Consider the following 17,120-nt stretch of genomic DNA (forward strand, 5'->3'; position numbering starts at 1 on the left):
AACCGCCGTATACGGAACCGTACGTACGGTGGTGTGAGAGGTCGGTAGCCTAGCTACCTCCTACTCGATCGGCTGAGCCCATATAGCGCCCCGACCCTCCACCTAAGTGGGTATGTATATCCCCCTCTTTTTTGAGTTTTACCGATTTATTGTGTTCAAATTGGCACTTTTTGCTCGTCCTATTTCTCACATGTCTATCTCAAATATCGACCTTGTTAGTAAAAAACAGACTAAAATCTTGAGTTGGAGTTTTGATTTTTATTTATTATCTTATTTCTCTTGTTTAGTTAGATAGGATAGTAAAAGAACATTGTCATTTTTTTGACAATGTTCTTTTTTGTTTAAGGATTTAAATGTTAACACATTGCTGTTGTTGGGGCTATTAATTAGCCTATTGGGGAACCATTCATTATGTAGGTCAATCTACGAATGGTTCCTTTTACTTGTGTGTGGTGGTTACTTCCTAAGCGTTCGATTTTTTCTCTGGCAAACCTTCGGGCTGATGCTGTGCTTCTTAAATTATCTTCTCTTAGGTAAAAAATCATGTAGCGCATTCTTTCACTTATTACTGGGTATCTAAAATTGCCAGCGGTTTTGACTGTGGGATCTACTATATCATCTTCTTGAGCATACAAGTCGCTCACTTGACTGCGTTTTAAAAACTTCAAATAGGCTCTTTTCAATTCACGAAATTCCATTTTATTAACACGATACTCATTTTCCAATTCACGGTATTCAGTCGTTTTTTCTTCATTATTTAATTCAATAAAATTCGAATGTCCTTGAGAACTCATCACATTCGACAATTTGCCCGACAAATGATCGATCATGTGACCCTCTTTTACAATTTTATTATTAGCGGCAATCAAAAGCTTAACCAGCCTACTACCTTCTAAAAAATTATCAGCAAACTTATTGCAAAAATCAGCATAAGATTGAAACTCATTCAACAAACCTTCGCTTTCATTCTTCATAACAAATCCCGCTAACTCTTAATTCGATATTAGGGTTCAAAATGCCGTCACATCAATCCACAATACTGTGGCATGAATAAAAATAGGCGTTATAACGGTTCAATTGATAATTAAATTTCAAAAACCGAAGAGGCAATATCTAAAGAAATACAGAAAGTAAAGAAGCACAGTTAGTTAGATAAAAAGCGAGAGTACGAGAGAATCGAGTAAACGAGCAAGAAATAAGTAAAAAGAGAGAATCATCAAACAATAGAACAAGGCGAAAGTGTGAGGAAACGAACACGTGAGCCAGATGTGAATGTAAGAGAAGAAAAAGAATTTTAACTCTTATCGAACCAACAAAGAAAAGAAAAATGATAGTGGCACTGTACAAGAACAAAAAAATGAGCGGAGCTTTAGTCCCGCGAACCGAGAAAAGAGTCAGTAATATAGAAAGAGAATATATCCAAACAAGAAAAGGAAGCTCCTACTCCCCACCAGAAAAGATAAAACCTGAGATAGACATGTGAGAAATAGGACGAGCAAACAGTGCCAATTTGTACAAAATAAATCGGTAAAACTCAACCAAGGGGGGAATTGTATATCTATCTAGACGTAGGGGCCCGGGGATACAGACCTCAGTACCCAAATTCCTCTTGGCGACGAAGGAGCTTAGAGGAAGACCGAGTTTTGAGATGCCTGGGCGAACTTCCCAGGTAGCTCAAAATCGCGTCGGGTACGTTCCAGCGTCTGTATCCCCGGGCCCCGGAGTCGGCATTGAACGTAGCAACCAAAATACTACCACCCACCCCAGCTAACCAAACAAACTAACAGACCTCCATCAAAATAAAACGCTTCTGTCTGCCATAGCTCTCTTACATCTTTATTAGACATAACGCTTAGAATAAGACAGCTTCAGCTTCTTCAATCCCTCAACCGGATCCCCAAACCGATCCACCTCATACAAATTATTGCGAATCCCAACCGGCACATCAGAACGATCAACATTACGGACCTCATATTTAACATAGGAACCTTTATGCACAACCTTAACAAACTCAGTCTTATGATCATAACTACCATTCAAAGTTACAATATCGCCTTCACCATAATCAGTATCGATCACAGCAGCTTTCTGCTTCCCAGCGTCATGCACCATCACATACCCAACGCGCTGAGGAATAAACGGATTGATCCGGTCCAAACTAGCAAATTCCATATTACGCCCAAGATAAGCCACGCCAAACACCAAAACGATCACCAAAATAACAGACAAAAGAAAATAAGCAGCCTGCTTATAAAGCTTACGGCTCTTCAATACCTCAGCAATATCACGATTCATCCCCGCATCATCTTCACGCCAAAAATCAGAAACCGGAAAATGCAACGCCTGAGCAACTCGCACAATATAATCCATATTCGGATGCGACTCCCCTGACTCCCAACGATAAACCGTATTTCGCGACACCTGCACCTTTTCTGAAAGCTCCTGTTGAGTCACACCAGCAGCTTCTCTTTTCTCCTTCAAAATATCGGAAATGGGTCTGATCTTATCAGCATCAACATAATAAGTCGTATCATCTTTTGGCTGGACCTTCTCAGGCAAACCATAAACGATCGACAAAATCGCGTTTAGTAACAATAAAATCAACGTCGGACCGGGATAAATATTGATATCCCTCCTTACTACCGCAAATGTAATGATATTCGTGATCAAAACCACCAAAATAGCCAGTTCGAAACCACCCAAGAACAAATACAACTGTCGATCAGCTTTTTTAAAACGACCGATACCTAAAAAAATCATCGTTAGTAAAATACAGAAAAATGCGATGAATTCAAGCATCCCTGGGATTGTTGTTTCGCCATAATCAATAAACGTCATCGACTTGTAAAAGGGAAAATAATTGATTCCTTGAGTGCTTTTGATAAAAATAATTTTCAAATAAAATAGTGCAAGGATGGTAATTAAGGACACTATCGTAGTTGTAATTTTTAAATATGCTCGCTTTTTTTTCATAAATTTCATCCCGTATTATTAATATAATTATATTATAGCGGTATTTAGCAAATTGTCGTGAAAGAATAAAAATCCCTTCTTTTGTGAAGGTTGGTTTTTCCTATCAAATATTTTCATACAATATTATAATGAAAGCGTTAAATAACAACGAAAGCGAGATACCTTATGAAATCAGCAATTTTTGAAAAAGCCGGTCAAATGACCGTTAAAGATGTCGAAAAACCTACAATCGAAAAACCTGATGACGTCATCATTAAAGTCGTCCGGGCTTGTGTCTGTGGCTCTGACCTTTGGTCTTACCGTGGTTTTGAAGAAAAAGAAGCAAACTCGACGAACAACGGACATGAAGCCATCGGTATCGTTGCAGAAGTTGGTTCAGAGATCACTACTGTTAAACCTGGCGATTTCGTGATCGCACCATTCACTCACGGTTGTGGCCACTGTCCCGCTTGTTTAGCTGGATTTGATGGCGATTGCCAAGATCACGACGATAACTTTAGTCGTGGCAATCAAGCTGAATACGTGCGTTTCCAACACGGACAATGGGCTCTGGTCAAAATCCCTGGCAAACCAGAAGATTATAGTGAAGGAATGTTAAAATCGCTACTAACTTTAGCTGATGTGATGGCTACTGGTTACCACGCAGCTCGAGTGGCTAACGTTAAAGCTGGTGATACCGTTGTCGTCATGGGTGACGGTGCCGTCGGACAATGTGGGATCATTGCTGCTAAGCTACTTGGAGCTACTAAGATCATCTCAACTAGTCGTCACGAAGATCGTGAACAATTGGCAAAAACTTTTGGTGCTACTGATAACGTGGCCGAACGTGGTGACGAAGGTGTCCAAAAGATTTTAGAATTAACTAATGGGTTTGGTGCTGACGCTGTTTTAGAATGTGTCGGTACTGGTTTATCCTTTGAAACAGCAATGCAAGCCGGTCGCCCTGGTACAATTGTTGGTCGTGTTGGGCTTCCTCACGGCGAAGAGCAAGATTTGAAGGAATCATTCGAAAAGAATATTTCTCTTGCCGGTGGTCCTGCATCAGTAACTACCTATGATAAGGAATTACTTCTCAAAGCTGTACTCGATGGCAAGATTAATCCTGGCCTAGTCTTTACTAAGTCATTTACTCTTGATGAGATCAATGATGCTTACCAAGAGATGGCTGATAGAAAAGTAATCAAATCATTCGTTAAAATTTCGTAATCTACAAATTAAGAAGGTAACTACATGAAAGTATTCATCGCCGGTGGGAGTGGTCGGGTCGCCACTGATTTAATCAAAGATCTCGTTAACGATGGTCATCAAATCGTGGCGGGAGCCAGACATCCTGAAAAAATCATCGATCTAGAAAATGTCACTGCAGTTAAACTAGATCTCCACGCTTCAGTTGAAGAAATCGCTCAAGTGATCGGTCGAGTCAGTGCCGTTTATTTCGTTGCTGGTTCCAGAGGGAATGATCTGCTCCAAACTGATGCTTTTGGTGCTGTAAAAGTTATGCAAGCTGCTAAGAAAAACCAGATCTCGCGTTTCATTATGCTCAGTTCCCTATTTACTTTACAGCCCGAAAAGTGGGATCAACCAGGTTTAGAAAATTTGACCGACTACAACATCGCAAAATTTTTTGCGGACAATTACTTGATCAACCAAACTAATCTTGACTATACCATCTTGCAGGCCTCACTTTTGACCGAAGAACCAGCCACGGGCAAGATCTCGTTTAATGCCAGTGAAGAATCGACTAACCCGATCCCTGACGTGGCTTTGACCTTAGCTGGGATCCTCAATCATGCCAACACGATCCACAAGGTTTTACTAATGAAGTCAGGCAACATGCCGATCAACACCGCGTTAGGAAACGTCTACTAATGACAAGACCATACGAATACACCGCAAAGATCCGTTCCTCTGAAGTTGGCAAAGGTGGCGCCTTTGTGGAGTTCCCTTACAATATCCGCGAAGAATTCGGCAAAGGCCGCGTCAAAGTTCACGCAACATTTGATGGGATCCCTTACGACGGTTCAATTGTGAACATGGGAGTCAAAAACGCTGATGGTAGCATTTGTTACATTATCGGCGTTCTCAAGTCGATCCGGAAAAAATTGAATAAAGATATTGGCGATGAAGTTCAGGTGAAAATCGTTGAACGAAATTAAACACAGAAAGTGGAGCGACACGGCCAGTTACTGAGAATGTAGGGACTGTCAGCACAAAAAGTGCGACGAGGTCTTGCTTGCTGACAGTTACTAAAATTAACACCACCGCCGACTGGAGCTTGCTTCAAAATCATTGATGATCAAAATAAAAACACTATCCATTACAGCAATCATTGCTGGTAAAAAACGGATAGTGCTTTTTTCAGTGCTAAAAATTTGCAAACAAAGAATTCAAAACCAACGCCTTCTATTCTTCAAAACTTACTCCCAACAAAAAAATCGCACTCACTGATTTATTGATTATGGAGAATTTTTCATAAAAATAAAATTATATAACAACATCATGACGATAATTCTGCTACATTAATATAAAGATGTATTTTTGGGAGAATTGCCATGAAGAAAACAATATTGATTGTTGAAGATGAAAATAGTCTTTCGAGTTATTTAAGTAAGGAATTAAAATTCGAAGAATTTGATACTTTAATAGCTCAAGATGGCGTCGAGGCCTTAGATATTTATGAGAAAAATAAAAATAAAATATTATTGATATTACTCGATCTGATGCTGCCAAAACTAGACGGGATGGGTGTGCTGCGGAGGATCCGCAAACATGACCAGATCCCAATCATTGTTATGACTGCGCGTGATTACATTGGCGATAAAGTTTCTGGGCTTGATAGTGGCGCAGATGACTACATTACCAAACCTTTCGAAATTGAAGAACTGTTGGCACGTATTCGCGTTGTACAACGACATATCGAAAATATGACCGAACCTGATGAGACTTACCAAGTGGCTGATCTAGTTTTAGATACTAAATCGCATCAAGTTATCCGAGACGGTAATGTTATCCAATTAACTCGTCGTGAATATGATCTATTATTATTTTTCCTCCAAAATGAAGGCAAAACTTTTACACGTGATGAATTACTCGATAATGTTTGGGGTCAAGATTTTTTAGGTCAGCAAAATGTGGTAGATGTCTACGTGGGCTACTTGAGAAATAAAATTGATGGAAAATTTGACCAGCCACTGATCCAAACGATCCGTGGCGTTGGTTATTCACTCGAGGATACCCAAAATGAAGCCAACTAAATCAAAAACTTATCAATCGTTAATCAACCATGCCATCAATCGACTCGTCCTGATCATCACCGTTTCGATCAGTATTTTGATTTTATTAGTGGTAGGAACTCAACAATCATCCAACACCATTCACGAAGCTAGAGGATTAATGGTCAGTCTTAATATGGCTAACATTGACGATATCCCTAGTTTCATCCACTGGAATAGCCAGACTAATCGTCACAGTCGCCAAACGAGTATTATTCGTGTAAAGACCGACAAGGCTTCAGTCACGGCAACATCTAATCGCCGTGGCAGAACGATTTTAACTTCTTCTGCTTCCAAAAATTTTTTGAATCAAAAGAAAATTACCCTCTCACCAAAAAAACATGTCGTCTATGTTAAAGGGTACGGTTTTTTCCTATATAACTCAGAGAAAAATAATGATACAACCTATCAACTCTGGGTCAGTTTGAACAGTCTGATTCAAAACATTTTGTTACTGCTCATAATCATTGCTTTCATTACCTTCATAATTATTTTATTCGGACGTTGGTGGGCCAATTTACTGGCTAAAAAGCTGAGTCAGCCTACTATTTCCTTAGTTGAGGAAACACGCAATACTATTAAGGATGCTCAAACTACTCAGCCAAAACTTGTGGTGCCGGATAGTCCGCAAGAGATCACTGAATTGGGAAATGCCTTCGATGACTTGTTGGATAACCAAAACAAACGCCTCCAAAGAGAGCAAGATTTCGTTTCCAACGCCTCTCACGAATTGAGAACGCCAATTGCTGCAATCAGAGGTAATATCAAGTTGATCAAGCGTCATGGTGACGACCATCCGGAAGTCATACCCGAATCGCTCAAGTTTATCGATGAAGAATCCCAAAGAATGCAAAATTTGATTGAAAATTTGCTGCAGCTATCTCGAGCTGATCGAGCTCAGTTATTATTAAAACCACTCGACCTTTCCCAACTAGTTTCTGAGACGATCGATCAATATAAAATTACGGCGACACATCCTCTGCAACAAAATATTGCCGATGGATTAACTGTGTCCGGCGAGAAAGATACTATTCGCCAGATTTTGATTGCTTTACTCGACAATGCTCAAAAATATTCAGCAAAAAGCGAACCGATCACTGTTGACTTATTTGCTCATGATCAACAAGTGATTTTAGAAGTAAAAGACCTCGGGTCAGGAGTTCCCGATGACCAGAAACAGCAAATCTTCCAAAGGTTTTATCGGATGGATACTTCCCACTCTTCTGAGATTCAAGGTAATGGTTTGGGATTGTCGATCGTGGCTAAACTTGTGGAATTAAACAACGCTCAAATTACTGTTTTGGATAATCAACCTCGGGGGAGTGTCTTTCGGGTTGAGTTTTAAAAAGATGAATAATAAATATTGCTAGATATCGATTTTTTGTAAGATCGGGGTCTAGCTTTTTTATTTATCCTCAAGGATGTTGAAACGAGCTCCAGGCGACAGCGGCCTCCGGTTTAGAAACTGTCAGCAGGCACGGCTTCGCCGCACCTTTGGTGCTGACAGTCCCTAAATCCTCAGCAGCTGACCGTCGCCTTCCGCTCTCTGCTTTGTAAGAATTTCTTATTTAAACCTTATCAATCACCAGTAGTTAGTAAAATATCCCGCTAGTATACTAATCACCATTATATGAAAGGACTTCCTAACTAACTTAATGTCAAAACTTACAACTAAATTACAACAACAATTAATTTCTAAAAATGATGAACTTATTATGCAAGATCAACATGGTCACTGGTATTCTGGCGATCAACTTTTTGAAGAGGTCCAGATTTGGAAAGACTACTGGAAGAATAAAGGGATCGGTCATGACGATATTGTTTTGGTCAGCTTGACTAATTCGGTCTCTTATTCACTAGTTCTTCAGAGTTTGTGGGAGATCGGTGCGATTGCTCAAAATGTTAATCCGGCTACTACTGAGATTCAGATCAGTGAATTGGAAGAACAATATCACTATGCTGCGATCATATTTGATGAATCGGTCACTTCTTTGAAGATCCTGGGAGATACTTTTGTTGATCAACCGCGATTGACTACTTTACATGAACCAGAATTGCAAATTTTTCTTGCTAAAAACCATGAGGCACATCCCCAAAGTGATCCTGCTGATGATCAGATTGCCTTGATCATGCATACTTCAGGCACGACTGGTAAACCTAAGCGTGTCGGTCTGACCCACGATAACTTATTTTATGGGGCTTTGAACGTCATCGAATCACAGCGTTTAACAGCAGAAGACAGCACCTTGGTCTTAATGCCGATGTTCCACATTAATGCGATGGTCATCTCCAATTTGGCGACACGACTTTCAAACGGGAAACTATTGTTCCGACCAAAATTCAGTGCCCACACTTTTTGGCCAGAAGTATCTACAGAACAAATCACTTGGGTCTCTCTGACACCGGCTATCATCGCTATCTTATTACGCCGTGATGAACAACCTACTACTAATAATTTACGCTTTTTAAGAACTGCATCGGCGCCATTATTGCCTAGTGTTCACCAAGCATTCAACAAGCGTTTCAATATTCCTTTGATCGAAAGTTACGGCATGACTGAAGCAGCCAGTCAGATCGCACAAAATCCTTTAAATGCACCCATCAAAATACCGTGGGTCAAAATTACGGTAACGAGCTCATTATCTTGAACGATGATGGCGAGAAGCTTCCTAAAAATGAAGTTGGTCAAATTGCAGTCAGAGGTAAAAATGTTATCACTCATTATCTCGACCCACAGCCGGAAGCATTTTTTAAAGATTGGCTCTTAACTGGCGATCTCGGCCTGATCGACGACTCTGGATATTTACATATCGTCGGTCGTAGCAAAGAAATGATCATCCGTGGTGGAGAAAATATCAATCCTTTAGCCGTCGAAGATTGTCTGAGCCAAGTTCGCTTCGTAAAAGAAATCGCCGTCGTCGGTCTTCCCGATAAGATTTACGGCGAGATCGTTGCTGCTATCATTGTGCCGAACTTTCCAACGAAAGATCATCGTCACATCCAGGTTTTATTGAACCAAATGGCCAAAGAAGAACTCTTACCAGTTGAACGGCCAACTAAATACTTCTTCGTTTCCGAACTACCTAAAAATGCTACGGGAAAAATTCAACGAACACTTTTAGCTAAAAGAATTACTGAACAATTAAAGGAGGCTTAATCTATGCAGAGATCTATTGCATTACCGATCCATAAAGAGCGGACTTTGAAATTACCGCTCAACAAAGTATTACCATTCATTGTTCCGATCGTCGTCTTGATAGCTTGGCAAGTCAGCAGTAATCTCGGCTGGCTTCCTAGTACGATCTTGCCTTCACCGATTGCCGTCTTCCAAGATGGTATTTCGTTGACCCAATCGGGTGAACTGCCAAAAAACTTAAGTATTAGTTTGTATCGAGCTACTCTTGGCTTATTGATCGGTGGCGGGATCGGCTTTATTCTCGGATTCATCAACGGCATGTCCAAAACTTGTCGCTTACTATTTGATTCTTCGATCCAAATGTTTCGAAACATCCCCCACTTAGCTTTGATCCCGTTGATCATTCTTTGGTTAGGTATCAACGAATCAGCCAAAATTTCACTCGTCGCCATCGGAACAATGTTCCCAGTTTATATCAACACGTTCCACGGGATTAGTTCTGTCGATAAAGACTTGATCGAGATGGGGAAATCTTATCAATTAACGAAAAAACAGCTTTTTTCCAAGATTATTTTCCCAGCTGCCCTTCCCCAGATTTTCGTAGGTATCCGCTACGCTTTAGGTGTCATGTGGACGACTTTGATCGTGGCAGAAACTATTTCAGCTAGTTCCGAGATCGGTTATATGGCCAATAATGCTGAAGATTTTATGGATATGGAGACGGTCATTCTTTGTATCGTTATCTATGCGATTTTAGGTAAGGTCTCTGATTTGATCGCCAAAAGTTTTGAAAGTCTTTTCCTTGAATGGAAAACATTAGGAAGGAATAACGCTTAATATGAATGATCAATTTATTTCAATTAAAAATGTAAACAAGCAATACGATAAAGTTACTGCATTAGAAAACGTCAATCTTAGTATTAACAAAGGTGAATTTGTCGCCTTAGTTGGTATGAGTGGTGGTGGAAAGAGTACCCTGCTCCGCTTGATCGCCAATTTAGAAAAGCCCACTAGAGGTTCCGTTACGATCAATACAAATGACCCCGTCTCCTCAACTCGTGTCATGTTTCAGGAAGATCGATTACTACCTTGGATGAATTTAGTCGACAACTTGTCCTTTGGCTCGAAAAATAAGGAGGATAAGCGAAAAGCTCGTCGCTTGCTAGATTTAGTCGAATTAGGCGATTTTGCTGATCAGTATCCAACTCAACTATCCGGTGGTCAAAAGCAACGGGTAGCTTTGGCTAGAGCGTTGATGACCGACCCAGAGATTTTGTTATTAGACGAACCTTTAGGGGCTCTCGATGCCTTAACTAGACGAAAAATGCAGGACTTGATCTTAAATATTTGTCAAAAGAACCAACTGACAACTATTTTAGTAACTCACGATGTTGAAGAAGCTGCACGCATGGCTGACCGAATAGTCGTCATGAAAAATGCTACTAATCTCTATGAAGAAACTTGTCCAAGTAATAAAAACGCTGGTCAGATCGGTATCGTAGCCGATAAAGTACTAGCCGAGATCCTCGGTGAGTCCCACCGAGAAGTAAAATATGCTTAATTAATAGCTGGATATTCTCCAGCTATTTTTTTGCGTTGAAATTGAATTTCAGCATTCACGAATTAGTTCTATTTTGTTTTTACTCTTGTTGCTGAAAAACTAGGAAATGTGCATATCGGTAACCCGTAATTGTTAATATGAAGCCATTTGAGAGAGTTTTTCTAAGTTTGTGTCACTGATTAAGCCCAACACTAAAAAGCTTGTACGAAGTATTACAAGCTTTAGTGAAATATCCTTTTAAATTTATTAATTATCCCTGTTCTTTAGTAATTACGTGTAGACTGACATGCATTGATCCTTTCCTGCAAGATCAAAGTGTCGGATCAACCAAGCGGTTTATTGTTCAATCTATTAATTTGCACAAAAAAACACGACCTCACTTATGAGATCGTGCTGTTTAGTTTAATCATAGTCTCCACTTTCACTAATGTTGACTTTGTTTTTGATCAACCCTTCTTCATAAAATAGATCAGCGATTTGTTGTTCTTCTTTTACATAAGTAGAATTCATGGCGCTGATACTAAATGTTCGTCGTTCAACTAATTTTTTGACCACGGACTTAGAAACTTTCAACGATTTGCTCATCATTGTGATCACTTCTGAATGATGATCGTTAGCCCATTCCATATCTTCTTGTAGATACTTGATCAAGTATTTCGAAACTTCGGTATGATCTTTTGCATAGCTTTGCAATGACAAGATGTAGTCACGGTTATTAGTAATGCCGGTTCCATTAGTCAATAACTTAGCATTTTGTGTCAATTGAGCTTGAGAAGTATACGGATCCCAAGTTGCCCAGGCATCGACCTTTCCTTTTGAAAAAGCGATACTTGCGCTAGACTGATCCATATTTACTAAGGTAACGTCAGAAGTCGTTAAGCCTGCTTTTTTCAAAGCTGAGATGACCATGTACTGCGAACTAGTTCCTTTTGTATAGGCGATCTTCTTTCCTTTGAGATCTGACAGTGACGACATGCTAGAAGATTTCTTAACTAAGATGCCTGATCCTTTCGCTTTTGAAGAACTGCCGGCAATATAAGTTAGTTTAGTGCCGCTAGACAAAGCAGTAACTGGCGGTGTATCACCTGTTCGTGCATAATCGATGCTTCCTGCTTTGAGGGCTTGCATCAAAGAATTACCGTCTTGAAATTCTTTAAAGTTCACTTTATAACCTTTGGCGGACATCTTTTTGACGAATTCACCACGAGCTTTGGCAATATCAAAAGGATCACCTTTTTGATAACCGATGGTTACGGTAGTTTCACCAGACATCTTTTGACCAGCATCGGTTTGTTTGAAGCCATAAAAAGCCACGATCGCCCAAAACATCAAAACGACCGTGATCAATACTTTTTTCAAATTGCGTTTTCTTTTACTCATGCACTTCCTCCGCTGACATCGAAATTATTTGTGACTGCAATTGCTTGCGAAGAACTTTACCAGTTGGATTTCTTGGAAAGTCTTTTACGAAATAGATTCGTGTCGGTCTTTCATAATTAGCTAACGTTTCAGTGGCATGAGTCATCAGATCTTGTCGTTGTTCATTTTCATCCATTGGTGAGCGACTAATGATCACTGCCGTGACCGCTTCACCGTAAAGTAGATCTGGCGTGGCGATCACAGCAACTTCTTTGACAAAATCTAGCTGACTCAAAGAATTCTCCACTTGGGCTGGCGAAACCTTTTCACCGCCATGATTGATGATATCTTTCTTACGACCTTTCACGAATAAGTAACCTTCGCTATCAAAATATCCGAGATCTCCCGTTAAAAACCAACCATTATGGAAGGAATCGGTCTGAACATCTAAATAATGAGAAATAACGTGATCTCCTTTTACAGCTATCTCGCCAAGTTTGTTAGCTTGCTGAGTCGTCTTGCCTTCATTGACGATCGCTACCTCAGTTTTGAAAGGTTTGCCGGCAGAGCCGATCTTGCGCTGTGAAAAGGGATTGATCGTACATTGGCTAGCTGTTTCAGTCATTCCGTATCCTTCTAAGATGACCGTGTGAAATCTTTGTTGAAATTCGGTCAATTTATCGATCGGCAAAGAAAAAGATGACGAACGAACAAAGCGTAATTTGATATCGTCAGAATAACGATCATTAGCTTTTTGATTGAGCAATAAAATGTTGATTATCGTGGGAACGACCGAAACCCAAGTGACGTGATTATTTTTCACTTGATCCCAAAATTTGGAAGCACTGAATTTTTCTGCGACCACGATTTTCCCACCTGAAAGTCTCGTCGATAGTAGGCAAACTGCTTGAGCATTAATATGAAACATTGGCATGATCACTAAGACTGTGTCTTGCTCTGTCAGTTGATGACTTTCGATATCGTGCTCTACCGCATTGAAAAGGATCTTGTGACTTAATCCCACTCGCTTGGGTTTTCCAGTCGTCCCAGAAGTATTCATGATCAAAGCTAGATCATTTTCTGCTGGTGTTTTGGCATCGTGGTGTAAATTAGTTTGATCGATCAATAAATTTAAATTGTTGACGGTATTTAATTCACCTGTTGCTAATTGCGTTGATCGATAATTTTGAATGTATTCTGCCATTTGATCTTCCACAAAATAACCGGCATAAGTATTTTCGTTGATTTCTGCCAATAGTTCACTTTCTGGAGTAGTTGCGGCAATAGGATGCATGATCGCTCCTACTTCCCAAATTGCTTGAGTGATCACTGGGTAGGCTGCCATATTTGGCAAACAGATCAAAACAACATCTTGATAACCGATTTTTTGACGGACAAAGACTTGTTTTAATTGTTCGACATCTTCTGAAATTTCTCTTCCAGTAAACCAGCGATCCATTTTTTCATCCTTAATGATTTTCTCTGATTGATTATTCTTCAACTGTTTGTTTAACTGCTCTGTTATTTCTGACATTTTTTCTTACTCCTTTGGTGATGTGCCATTGTGGTCTACCGATCAAGACTCCAAATGGTGGTACCTTGTAGCAGAACCACGAAATTAAAAATGCCCCGCCTAAAACAAATACATACCCAATTGGTAATAGTAGTAATGTGACAAATGATGGAACGTCGATAAGCGATAAGATGCCGTATAACATCGTCAACGGAATCGTTTGAACTAAGTAAATCCCAAAAGATACCTTAGCCATATTCCGGATAGAATTATCGATCCACTTAGGCAAACCGTTGAGCCTTGCATGCGCATACTGACGACCGATCCAAAAAACAAAGACGATCATGAAAGTATCGTAGATGAAAATGAGTGGTTGGTGGATCGACAACGTAGCACTAATGCTTAAGTGCAAAATATCTTGATTGCCAAAAAACAATCCCACTGTACTAATTGCCAAGATCAAAGTCGACCAACCGATCATTCGATGATATTTTTCAATAAACGCATCTACTTCTTTGTAATGGATAGCAACATATGCTCCAGCAATAAAATAAAATTGATAAACTAAAATATTCAATCCATAAGCTCTGAACAAATACCACCAACTGTCACGGTCAACGCCAGGTAGCCAGTATTTAATACCGATCACTAACAATAGTTGCAACAAGGCACTAACGACCAGAATTGCTAAATGATGATTTTCCAATTTTTTGAACATATAGACGATCAGTGGGAAAAATAAATACAGCTGGAAAGTTACGATGATGTAATACATATAAAATTGATTACCATGGATCACCGCATCCCACAATTTGGAAAAATACTCCGGCCACAACAAGGCCGTACCTGCCGTTATCGTCGTAAACCACAACATAATGGCATTCCAACTAATGTACGGTATCCCAACATTGAGATAGCGTTTCTTCCAAAACTTCAGCCAATGCTGATCTTTATTGTAATAATTTAAAACCAAAACCAATCCAGTCATAAACATAAAACCCATTCGGGTAAAATGCAGCGACAAGTGAGAAGCCTCAATAAACAATCTACTCCCAGAACCATCGGTCATATTATTTTTAAATGCAGTAGTAGTGTGGTTCAACAAAACCCCACCAATGAAAATGACTCGCATCAAGTCAACTTCATACAAATACTTCTTCTTCGTAGTAGCCAAAAATTCACCTCAATACTATGCTGATAAAAAACATATAACAGTTATATCACGCACAAAAGCCCCAGTCTTGATGAACAATTAAGGAGAAAATATGAAAAACTTATAAACACAGAGAGCGCAGCGGGGTGGTCAGCTGCTGAGGATTTAAACACAGAGAGCGGAAGGCGACGGTCAGCTGCTGAGGATTTAGGGACTGTCAGCACCAAAGGTGCGGCAAAGCCGTGCCTGCTGACAGTTTCTAAACCGGAGGCCGCTACCCCGCGGAGCTCGTTTCAACATCCTTGAGGATTAATAAAAACACCACTATCAAAACCGCAGCAAATTTAACTAGTAAAAATAAAAAAACTCTATCCAATTTACAGCAAGTTTATCTAGAAAAAAATAGAACCCACTATTTCAGATACAGCATTTTTGAGAAGATTAAATTCTAAACCGGAGGCCGCTACCCCGCGGAGCTCGTTTTCACATCCTTGAGGATTAATAAAAACACCACTATCAAAACCGCAGCAAATTTAACTAGTAAAAATAAAAAAAAATCTATCCAATTCACAGCAAGTTTATCTAGAAAAAAATAGAACCCACTATTTCAGATACAGCATTTTTGAGAAGATTAAATTCTAAACCGGAGGCCGCTACCCCGCGGAGCTCGTTTCAACATCCTTGAGGATAAATAAAAACACCTCCATCTAAACCACAGCAAGTTTAACAATCAAAAAAAGAACCAACTTCCCCATTCACCGCAAGTTTAGCCACCAAGTTTTCAATCACAGAAGAACAAAAAAAGCCCCCAAAAGGAGGCTTTTTATCCCTGCAAATCCGAAGCTTTCCGAGTAGGACTGACCCAAACACCACTACCATGCCCAAAGACAGATTTAACAGCATCGGGAAAAGTATGAACCACCGTGATCGGACCCACGATCCAATAAAACAAAATATACAACGGTGCAAATCCAAAATAGCGTATTTTTTGCAAACGATCATCAATGATCACAGCTGCTAAAAGTTGAATTATCCCCGCTATCAATTCGAACGCGATCAGTACTAAAGATTGGTACAAGTAACCATTCGCTAAAGTTTGATTTCCATGCATCAATGCAATCACGAAATTGATCCAAAATATCACAGTCGTAATGACGAAGAAAAAGGCCCAGATATTGGAAAAAGTCGCATCGGCTAGCAACGGCAACAGCGTATATCTTTTAATGGGATGAAGAACGATTTTGCTAAAATTAGCCAGCCAAACTTCCGTTCCACCTTGAGCCCAACGCTTACGCTGCTTATAAAAATCTTTTAAATTGTTAGGAACAATCAAATGGGCAATAATATTTGGAGCAAAAGTTGGCATTCCACCAATAGCGTTGTGATCCCACGCAATGCTAATGTCTTCTGTGATACGATCTTGACGGAAACCACCAATAGCAATTAAGAATTCCTTTTTGTACATAGTGTTGGCACCACTATATGCATACAGTGAGTCGTAAATTGCTGCTTGGCTACGCTTAATAATCCCGATGATACTAGAGAATTCAAGAGTTTGGGATTTTCCCAATAATGAGCTACGATTGCGGACATCAGAATTCGCCGTTACTGCAGAAACATTAGGATTATTGTGATTAAAAAAATTCATGTATTTCATTAGAGCATCCGGTTCTGGTATCGTATCAGCATCATTGCTTAAGACATATTCACCTTTAGCAAAATTGATACCTACATTGAAAGCGTGAGCTTTACCGCTATTTTTCTCAATATTGATAATTCTTAGTATCGGAAATTTCTTCTGGAGTCGCTCCAAGATTGCTTCCGAGTCATCGGTCGATCCATCGTTGATAGCTAAAATTTCATAATTTTGATAATTAATTTTTTCGCACAAATAAGTAATGATTTTTTCAATCACTAATTCTTCATTGTGCACCGGTATCATAATAGTTATAAAAGGCTGTTGTGAAACTGGTAAATTGGTCCAATTATCGTCGAGTCGATCTTTTTTAAGAAATCGATAGCAGATCGATCCAGCCAGCCAAAAAAATGAGCCTAAAATGGGATAAATACTCAACGTAAACATCGTTAAGTCAAACGTCGAATGTAAAAAATCTATCATCGTTTGCCAATTCAATAAATTATTCATAATTCCC

At 39.6% G+C, this 17,120-nt stretch carries 15 protein-coding genes; 9 read left to right on the top strand and 6 right to left on the bottom strand.

The window, feature by feature from the left end; genetic code table 11:
* Window positions 1-386: 386 nt before the first annotated feature.
* Window positions 387-974, bottom strand: a complete 588-nt coding sequence (locus EKM78_RS07220) for a hypothetical protein (protein WP_125770838.1) — start codon at window positions 972-974, stop codon at window positions 387-389.
* Between the two features lie 865 nt (window positions 975-1,839).
* On the bottom strand, window positions 1,840-2,838 hold the full coding sequence (locus EKM78_RS07225) for a helix-turn-helix domain-containing protein (RefSeq protein WP_164507245.1): 999 nt from the start codon (window positions 2,836-2,838) through the stop codon (window positions 1,840-1,842).
* A gap of 300 nt (window positions 2,839-3,138) precedes the next feature.
* On the opposite strand from EKM78_RS07225, the gene EKM78_RS07230 reads away from it, so the two are divergent.
* From EKM78_RS07230 to EKM78_RS07265, 9 genes are all read left to right on the top strand, one after another.
* Complete coding sequence (locus tag EKM78_RS07230; protein WP_125770841.1) at window positions 3,139-4,179, top strand: alcohol dehydrogenase catalytic domain-containing protein; 1,041 nt, start codon at window positions 3,139-3,141, stop codon at window positions 4,177-4,179.
* A 24-nt stretch (window positions 4,180-4,203) separates the two neighbouring features.
* Entirely contained in the window at window positions 4,204-4,842 is a 639-nt protein-coding gene (locus EKM78_RS07235) for an SDR family oxidoreductase (RefSeq protein WP_125770843.1), read from the top strand.
* Complete coding sequence (locus tag EKM78_RS07240) at window positions 4,842-5,129, top strand: DUF1905 domain-containing protein (protein WP_125770845.1); 288 nt, start codon at window positions 4,842-4,844, stop codon at window positions 5,127-5,129. Before EKM78_RS07235 ends, EKM78_RS07240 begins: the two co-directional genes overlap by 1 nt.
* A 396-nt stretch (window positions 5,130-5,525) precedes the next feature.
* Window positions 5,526-6,227, top strand: coding sequence for a response regulator transcription factor (locus tag EKM78_RS07245; protein ID WP_125770847.1), 702 nt, complete (start codon window positions 5,526-5,528; stop codon window positions 6,225-6,227).
* Window positions 6,214-7,590, top strand: coding sequence for a sensor histidine kinase (locus EKM78_RS07250; RefSeq protein ID WP_125770849.1), 1,377 nt, complete (start codon window positions 6,214-6,216; stop codon window positions 7,588-7,590). The genes EKM78_RS07245 and EKM78_RS07250 overlap by 14 nt, the downstream gene beginning before the upstream one ends.
* Window positions 7,591-7,900: 310 nt before the next feature.
* A complete protein-coding gene (locus EKM78_RS07255) occupies window positions 7,901-8,893 on the top strand; it encodes an AMP-binding protein (protein ID WP_281273607.1) in 993 nt (330 codons plus the stop codon).
* A complete protein-coding gene (locus EKM78_RS13285) occupies window positions 8,890-9,402 on the top strand; it encodes an AMP-binding enzyme (RefSeq protein WP_281273608.1) in 513 nt (170 codons plus the stop codon). The genes EKM78_RS07255 and EKM78_RS13285 overlap by 4 nt, the downstream gene beginning before the upstream one ends.
* Window positions 9,403-9,405: 3 nt before the next feature.
* Entirely contained in the window at window positions 9,406-10,218 is an 813-nt protein-coding gene (locus tag EKM78_RS07260; protein WP_125770851.1) for an ABC transporter permease subunit, read from the top strand.
* Between the two features lies 1 nt (window position 10,219).
* Window positions 10,220-10,942 carry an ABC transporter ATP-binding protein gene (locus tag EKM78_RS07265; RefSeq protein WP_125770853.1) on the top strand — a complete coding sequence of 241 codons (723 nt, stop codon included), beginning with the start codon at window positions 10,220-10,222 and terminating at the stop codon, window positions 10,940-10,942.
* A gap of 402 nt (window positions 10,943-11,344) precedes the next feature.
* Here EKM78_RS07265 and EKM78_RS07270 read toward each other — a convergent pair whose 3' ends face one another.
* The 4 genes from EKM78_RS07270 to EKM78_RS07285 form a co-directional block, all read right to left on the bottom strand.
* Complete coding sequence (locus EKM78_RS07270; protein WP_125770855.1) at window positions 11,345-12,322, bottom strand: aliphatic sulfonate ABC transporter substrate-binding protein; 978 nt, start codon at window positions 12,320-12,322, stop codon at window positions 11,345-11,347.
* On the bottom strand, window positions 12,315-13,835 hold the full coding sequence (locus EKM78_RS07275) for an AMP-binding protein (protein WP_125770857.1): 1,521 nt from the start codon (window positions 13,833-13,835) through the stop codon (window positions 12,315-12,317). The genes EKM78_RS07270 and EKM78_RS07275 overlap by 8 nt, the downstream gene beginning before the upstream one ends.
* A complete protein-coding gene (locus EKM78_RS07280) occupies window positions 13,792-14,988 on the bottom strand; it encodes an acyltransferase (RefSeq protein WP_245994914.1) in 1,197 nt (398 codons plus the stop codon). The genes EKM78_RS07275 and EKM78_RS07280 overlap by 44 nt, the downstream gene beginning before the upstream one ends.
* 802 nt (window positions 14,989-15,790) lie before the next feature.
* Window positions 15,791-17,113: a glycosyltransferase family 2 protein gene (locus EKM78_RS07285; RefSeq protein ID WP_125770859.1), complete on the bottom strand. Its 1,323-nt coding sequence runs from the start codon at window positions 17,111-17,113 to the stop codon at window positions 15,791-15,793.
* Window positions 17,114-17,120 lie beyond the last annotated feature (7 nt).

It is taken from the genome of Companilactobacillus furfuricola (genome assembly GCF_003946325.1).
GTDB lineage: Bacteria > Bacillota > Bacilli > Lactobacillales > Lactobacillaceae > Companilactobacillus > Companilactobacillus furfuricola.